Here is a 6,626-nt window from a genome sequence, read left to right as displayed (position 1 = left end):
GTACGGGGCGGGTGCGTGACGCGGGCGGTCAGACGGTGCCGGTGCGGCGCGCGGTGCGCCCGGATATCTGCAGGCGGTCGATGGTCCCGGTGACGGGGTCGCGGTGGAAGCGGCCGCCGGGTTCGTGCCGGCCGGTTGCCGGGTCGACCAGATCGCAGGACAGGTCCGGGTAACACACCAGCGGTATGGGGTAGTCGCCGTCGACGGACAGGGTCGGCGTGCCGGCCCCGTCGAGCTTGACCGCGTACTCGGTGCCCCCGTTGCGGTAGGTGCCGGCGCATTCCGGCAGCGGTACGGCGTGGCCGCGGCGGGCGGTGACCGGGGAGGCCGGCACGCGTATGCCGGTGAGCCGGGTGAGGTCGGCGGCGAGGTCCCGCCACAGGGCGGTGGCGCCGCCGGCGTTGCCGGTGAAGGCGACGACGACACCGCTGTCCGGCTCGGCCCGCAGATGGCAGGAGGTGCCCTGGGCGTTGCCGTCGTGGCCGCACCACACGCGGCCGTCCTGCTGGAAGAGGGCGAGGCCCAGGCCCCAGGAGTCCGCCAGGGCACCGGGGTCGGCGGCCGGTTCGGAGCGGCGCATCCGGGCGGCGGCGGACGCGGGCAGGACGGTGGACCTGCCGATGACGGCCCTTCCCAGGGCCACCAGGTCCTCGGCGCTCGCCAGCAGGGCTCCGGCCGGAGCCTCCACCGGGGCGAGGTTCTGGTGGGCCGGGCGCACCAGGCCCGTGGCGGTGTTGAGGGCGTGGCCGGTGGCGACCGGCCGCGCGGGGGTGGCGTCGCCGAGGAGGGCGGGGACGATGCCGAGGGGTTCGAGGAGGAACGCTCGCAGCGCTTCCTGCCAGGTCATGCCCGTCACTTCGGACATGATCCGGCCGACGGCGACGTAGCCGGCGTTGGAGTAGGAGAAGCCGGTTCCCGGCGGGAACAGGGCGCTCTGCGCGGTGCAGACCGCGGAGAGGTAGCGCGTGGTGGTGGTGCCCGCGGCGCTGTCGGAGTCGGGCCCGGTGGGCAGGCCGGCGGTGTGACTGAGCAGGTGACGCACGGTCACCTCAGGCAATAACCTGAATTCGGGCAGCAGTTCGGCGGCGGGCTCGTCGAGGTCGAGGTCTCCGTCGTCGGCGAGGAGCAGTACGGCGGCGGCCGTGCCGAGCTTGGTGACGGAGCCCAGGGGTACGGCCGTGTCGGCGGTGAACGGGGTTCCCGTCAGGGCGTCGGCCGTTCCGGTGTGCACGCTGAGGGTGTGCGTGCCGGTGTGGACGGCCAGTTGGGCGCCGGGCACGCGGTGGACGCGCGCGAGGGAGTCGATGCGGCTCTGCAACTCCTGGCACAGCGGGGACGGGGTTCGGTCGGCGGCCGGAGCGGCGGCGGTGTACAGCATGAGCAGGGAACTCCTGGGGAGAGCGGGTGCGGGGAGGTGACACGGCCGGGCCCGAGGGTGAGCGGTGCGGGACCTGGGCGTGTCGACGCGCGTCACGGTCTGGTGACGGCGATCGGCAGATGGCGTACGCCGACGATGACGGCCGGGTTCTGGTACGTGACGTCGTCGTAGGAAGGGACCGTGAGGGCGGGGAAACGATCCATCAGCATGTGCAGCGCGATCCGTGCTTCCAGCCGGGCCAGCGGTGCGCCGAAGCAGAAGTGGATGCCGTGGCCGAAGGTCAGATGGGGATTCGGACTGCGGGCCACGTCGAAGACGTCCGGAGCGGTGAAGCGGGAGGGGTCACGGTTGGCGGCGCCCAGGTGCACCATCAGCAGGGTGTCGGCCGGGACCTCGTGGCCGCCGAGCACCACCGGCCGGGTGGTGCGCCGTCCCAGTTCGGGGAAGGGCGGCAGCCAGCGCAGTACCTCCTCGACGGCGTCCGGCAGCCGGCCGGGGTCCTCGCGCAGCGCGGCGAGGGTTCCGGGATGCCGGTCGAAGGTGACCACGGCGTTGCCGAGCAGCGCGGTGGTGGTGACGTGCCCGGCGACCAGCAGCAGGACGACGAATCCGACGATCTCCTCGTCCGCCAGACGCGCTCCGTCCACCTCGGCAGCGAGGAGTCTGCTGGTGAGGTCGTCCCCGGGGTGGGCGCGGCGGTGCCGGATGTGGTCCAGCACGTAGCCGTTCATCTCGCGCACGGTCGGGGCGATGGCCTCCAGAGCCCGTTCCAGGTCGGCCATGTCGAGGCTGTCGCCGAGCTGGTCGCCGCCGAAGAGGGTACCGGCCCACTCCTGGAACAGTCTGTGGTCGTCGGCGGGGATGCCGAGGAGCTCGGCGATCACGATGATCGGCAGGGGGTGGGCGAGGGTGTCGACCAGGTCGAACCGGTCCCGGTCGGCGACACCGTCGAGCAGGCTCGCGCACACGGCCTCGATGCGTGGTTCGAGCCCGTGGACCACTCTGGGAGTGAAGGCCTGGCTCACCAAGGTGCGGAGTTTGCGGTGTTCCGGCGGGTCCATGCCGACGAAGTTGCCCTGCCGGAAGGTCTCGAAGTCCTGCTGGGTGGGGGTGATCGGTGTGAGGTCGGACGAGTACGTCGCCGGGTCGGCGAGGACGGCGGAGACCCCTTGGTGGTCCACGACGCGCCACTGCTTCTGCCCTTCGTCGTAGGTCACGGGGCCCGCCTCGCGCAAGGACCGCCACCGGTCGGCCAACGCGTCCAGGGGCGATTCGGTCCCGGACAGTTGTGTGCTGGTCACCGTTCCTCCTTGGGTGAGGGCGTGCGGGCCCGGCGGTGGGTCACCGACGGCGCTGTGGGGCCGCCGGGCAGGGCGGGAAGCCGTGGCCGTCATGGGCGTGGTCAACGGGTATGGCACCGGTCGGCAGCCCTCGCTCCGCGCCGGGCGGCCGACTCGTGGTCAGGCTGGGCCGGCCGCCGCTCGGGGGCCACCCGCCCGTCCGCCCCCGCATGGAATGCGAGTGGCTTCCCGGGGCGTCAACAGACCTCGGGACAGGTTCCGTACGGCGGGGCGGCGGCTCCGAGCGGTCTGGACGTCCGCCGTGCGGCCGACAGGTCCGCACGCCCGCAGCCTGGTGACACGTGCGACGGGCACCCAACAGACATCACCGCATCCCCCCGACTTTCCTGCGCAGCGGCCCCGCGCAGAACTCCCCTGTTCCACGATTCAGTGCTTTTTTTCGTGTCAGAACACGCTTCGACCCGATACCTCCGGGCCGAATGCGCTCACAGTTTTCACGTTGGGTCACACAATGGCAACCCCCCGAAACCGGAGGGGAGATGCTCAGTCAGCGGCCCATCGCGAGGGGCGTGTACCCGTCGATCCACACTCAAACCCCTTGCACCAACGGAGAATTGACTTCCCTCGCGACAACCGGGTCAGGACCGCCGCCACCTGCACCATCCGCCTCGGACGCATGGTCACCCACCCTGTGGGTTTCGGCCAGATTCGGCAGCGGCATGTCTGAACGCCGCCCGTGCTGGGCCCCTCGGTGGGCGCCCGGCACACGGGAAACGACCCGGCGCACGAAGGAAGCCACCGGCGCTCGCGACCACCGTGCGTGCGCGGGCGTACACCAACCTGCTCGCTGCAGTACTACAAGCCCTTGCGAGCCGCGAACACGCCGCCCGTCATCGCCCGTCATCGCCCGTCATCGCCGGCGCACTCCGCGACGAGCCGCACGACGGTGCCCGGATGGTCCGCCAGGAAGAAGTGCTCCCCGGGGAGCGTTTTCAGCCGGAAACCGGCCGTGGTGTGACTCTTCCAGGCCGCGGCCTCCTCCGGTGCGACCTGCGGGTCCCGGTCCCCGGTCAGGCAGAGGACGGGCGTGTCCACCACGGCGTCGGGGACCGGCCGGTACCGGGTCACCGCCCGGTAGTCATTGCGTATGGCGGGCAGGAACAGGTCCATGAGATCCGGGCTGCGGACGATCTCCGGGTCGGTGCCGCCGAGACCGGCAAGGTGGTCGAGGATCTCCTGGTCGGAGTCGAAAGCCGGGCTCTCGCGCGGTACCGACGGGGCGGTCCGGCCGGAAACGACGAGACGGCAGTGTGCCGTCAACCGGTCGCGCCCGAGCCGGAGTACCGACTCGAAGGCAACGGACGCCCCCATGCTGTGGCCGACGAGCACGAGCGGCACGGGCTCCGCCGCCCATCGCCGCAGGGACGGCAGCAGCCGGTCGGCGAGTCCTTCGACGGTCGCCACGAACGGTTCGTCGAAGCGCTCCTGCCGCCCCGGGTACTGAACGGCCGCGATGTCGTACCCCTCGGGGAACCGCCGCGCGAACGGCGCGTAGAACGAGGCGGCGCCACCGGCGTGCGGAAAGAAGAGCACGCGCGCGCGAGGTGGCACGGCACCGCGCAGTGGTCTGATCCAGGGGTCCTTGCCCTCCATCGGAACTTCCCGCCCTTCTTCTCTTCCCTGCGGCCGGAGTCGCGCGCCCGGCAGGCCCGGTGTGACCATCGCCGACCGTACGGTGCCCGCGCGCCGACCGTCGAGGGGCACCTCACGGGGCGCGACCGCCAGGTACCCGATGCCGGGGGCGGCAGAGACCGGCCGGCCCACGGCAGGCCGACCACCAGGATCCACCTGGCGGCCGATGCCCGTTGCCGGCCCCCGCGTTCGTCCTCACCGCCGGACAGGTCGGCCGACCCCGGTCAGACCGGCCGGGCACCGGCGGCACGGCCCTCGGCGGAGGGCTGGACGACGATGACGTCGGCCTGGTCGCGGACGGCGAGGCAGGTGGAGACACGTACCGGCGCCACCGCGCGCAGGCGTCGGGTCCGGGCCGTGTGATCGACACCGGTCGCCTTGGGTCTGCCGCGGCAGCGGTCCCGGCACGACGATGCGGCACGGAACCGGTCCGGCCGCGGTTGCGCCCGCCGGCTCCTCGGTCGTCGCTCCGGTCGGCGTTGCGGACACGCCGCGCCCTTCCTCTCTCCGGTGAGATCCGCCCCGGTGGTTCGTCGAGGAGGCGACCGCGTGAGTTCCCCGACTCTCGGGTCGAGGCTCGTCCCGGCCTTCCCACCCGCCCCCGGGCAGTGGCCTGTCGGTATCCGCTCGCCGATCACAGTGGCGGGACCGCGTCGGCTTCACACCGGCTTCCTCGCTCCGCAGTCGCCCTGTCGCCGGCCTTCCTTCCACTCGGGGGGCGCCCGCACCACGGTGACCTCTGCCTCGCCCCGGGGTACGGTCCGGGGCAGGAGGGCCGGGTGCCTCACCCCCCTGCTCCGGACCGGGCGGTCATTCCGTTTCGGGGGCGTGCGGGCTGCTCACGGGAGGGTGGGCCGGGCGGTCGCGGCCGCCGTCGTGGCCGGACGCCACCACCGCGAGGAGACCGACGACGACGGCCGCGGCGGCGATCCTGCCCGCGGCCCGCAGGACCCAGCCCGGCAGGGAGCCGCTCCCGCGCCGGCCCGGCGCACCCAGCCGCTCCGCCCGTCGGGCCGGCCGCAGCAACCGGAGCAACAGCAGGACGGTGACCGGCAGTTGCAGCAGCCACAGCACGGTGCGTGGCCACTCGCCGTACCAGACGTTGGTGCCGTACAGCAGGGTGTGCCACACGCTCAGCACGTACACGACGATCACGAAGCGGTGCAGTCGGCGCCAGGCGTTCGCACCGATGCGGTGCCGGACGTAGAACAGCAGCCCCAGGGGGATCGCCAGGTACAGGGCGCCCTGCCCGAGGGGGATGGCGATGCGGCCGGTCCCGGAGTCGTACCAGCCGGGCACGAAGGCGTCCGCGAAGCCGACCCACAACCGCTTGGCCCACCCCACCTGATCTTCGTAGCGGACGAGTTCGGCCGCGAACATGAGCGCGTGCGCGAGCATCAGCGCCATCGTGGTCAGACTGGTGGTGCGGTGCCAGCGTTCCAGGACCTGCGGGGAGACCGTCAGCCGGGCCGGGCGCGGTCCCGACAGCAACAGCCCGAGCATGACCGTGCCCCACGCCCACAGCAGCCCCGACCAGCCGAACGCCTGGCTGAGCAGGTACATCCAGTACATACCGGCGTCGTCCATGAACGGCATGACCGCGACCGTCGCCGAATCGCCCGACTCCATGCGCGCCCAGAAGAACACGAACACGACCGCCGTGAGAACGACCGCCGCGGTCGCGTCGACCAGCGCGGCCCGCAGGTCGGCCCGCAGGGTGACGCGGGCCGCGGGGGGCCGGTCACGGGTGGGTGGCGCGGTCGTCCCGTCGTCCTCGGGCGTCGTCTCTGGCAGCATTTTCGGGCTCCCCGGCGCGGGCCACCGTTGAACGGTGTGCAGGTGTCGCGGAGGAACAAGTGTGGCCGGTGTGAAGGGGACTCACCGAGACGACATCCGGCCAGAGCGGTCACCGTGACCGGTGCTGTCACCTCGGGACATTTCCCGGCCACCCGTGGACCAACCGCATCGGGGCAACCGGCGGGACACCCCTGCCGCAGAATCCCGAGTTCCCCCTACGCTGATGCGTGCAGTCGGTTCGTGCCCCCTGCCCGACGGGACTTCCGGTGGCACGACGCAAAAGGGGCCCCAGTGGGAATCCGGGACTGTCCCGGAGCGGTGAGTGGGAACGAAAGCCGTCAACAGCACTGGACCCGTGTCTGCGGACGCAGAGCGGTTCCTCGCTGAGGGGGTCCACAACGGTGTTCGAGGTCTCCGTGCATCCGGACAACCCCGATGTCCCCACCGGCTCCTTCGCC

General features: G+C 72.2%; 4 protein-coding genes, 1 pseudogene and 1 riboswitch. All 5 genes and pseudogenes read right to left on the bottom strand.

The features are described 5' to 3' along the window. Nucleotides 1–28 precede the first annotated feature (28 nt). A complete protein-coding gene (locus DIZ27_RS10880) occupies nucleotides 29–1,378 on the bottom strand; it encodes a serine hydrolase (protein WP_109378144.1) in 1,350 nt (449 codons plus the stop codon). A 92-nt stretch (nucleotides 1,379–1,470) separates the two neighbouring features. Next, on the bottom strand, nucleotides 1,471–2,679 hold the full coding sequence (locus DIZ27_RS10875) for a cytochrome P450 (protein ID WP_258308326.1): 1,209 nt from the start codon (nucleotides 2,677–2,679) through the stop codon (nucleotides 1,471–1,473). A 900-nt stretch (nucleotides 2,680–3,579) separates the two neighbouring features. After that, the gene (locus DIZ27_RS10870) at nucleotides 3,580–4,332 is read right to left on the bottom strand and encodes a thioesterase II family protein (protein ID WP_109378142.1); all 753 of its coding nucleotides are present in this window, start codon (nucleotides 4,330–4,332) and stop codon (nucleotides 3,580–3,582) included. 266 nt (nucleotides 4,333–4,598) lie between these two features. Continuing rightward, nucleotides 4,599–4,785: pseudogene (locus DIZ27_RS10865) on the bottom strand ((2Fe-2S) ferredoxin domain-containing protein); the annotation flags it as partial. Nucleotides 4,786–4,922: 137 nt separating this feature from the next. Further along, a riboswitch (cobalamin riboswitch) is annotated at nucleotides 4,923–5,046 on the bottom strand. Nucleotides 5,047–5,181: 135 nt separating this feature from the next. Continuing rightward, on the bottom strand, nucleotides 5,182–6,168 hold the full coding sequence (locus DIZ27_RS10860; protein WP_109378141.1) for a ferric reductase-like transmembrane domain-containing protein: 987 nt from the start codon (nucleotides 6,166–6,168) through the stop codon (nucleotides 5,182–5,184). Nucleotides 6,169–6,626: the final 458 nt, after the last annotated feature.

It is taken from the genome of Streptomyces sp. NWU339 (assembly GCF_003143855.1).
Classification (GTDB): Bacteria; Actinomycetota; Actinomycetes; order Streptomycetales; family Streptomycetaceae; genus Streptomyces.
The sequence above is the reverse complement of the archived record's forward strand: the minus strand, read 5'-3'. Positions and strand labels throughout refer to the sequence as shown.

What these genes read in the sequence shown, in the direction of transcription:
- DIZ27_RS10880 (WP_109378144.1), bottom strand. Translation starts at nt 1,378, where the DNA reads ATGCTGTACACCGCCGCCGCTCCGGCCGCCGACCGAACCCCGTCCCCG.
- DIZ27_RS10870 (WP_109378142.1), bottom strand. Translation starts at nt 4,332, where the DNA reads ATGGAGGGCAAGGACCCCTGGATCAGACCACTGCGCGGTGCCGTGCCA.
- DIZ27_RS10860 (WP_109378141.1), bottom strand. Translation starts at nt 6,168, where the DNA reads ATGCTGCCAGAGACGACGCCCGAGGACGACGGGACGACCGCGCCACCC.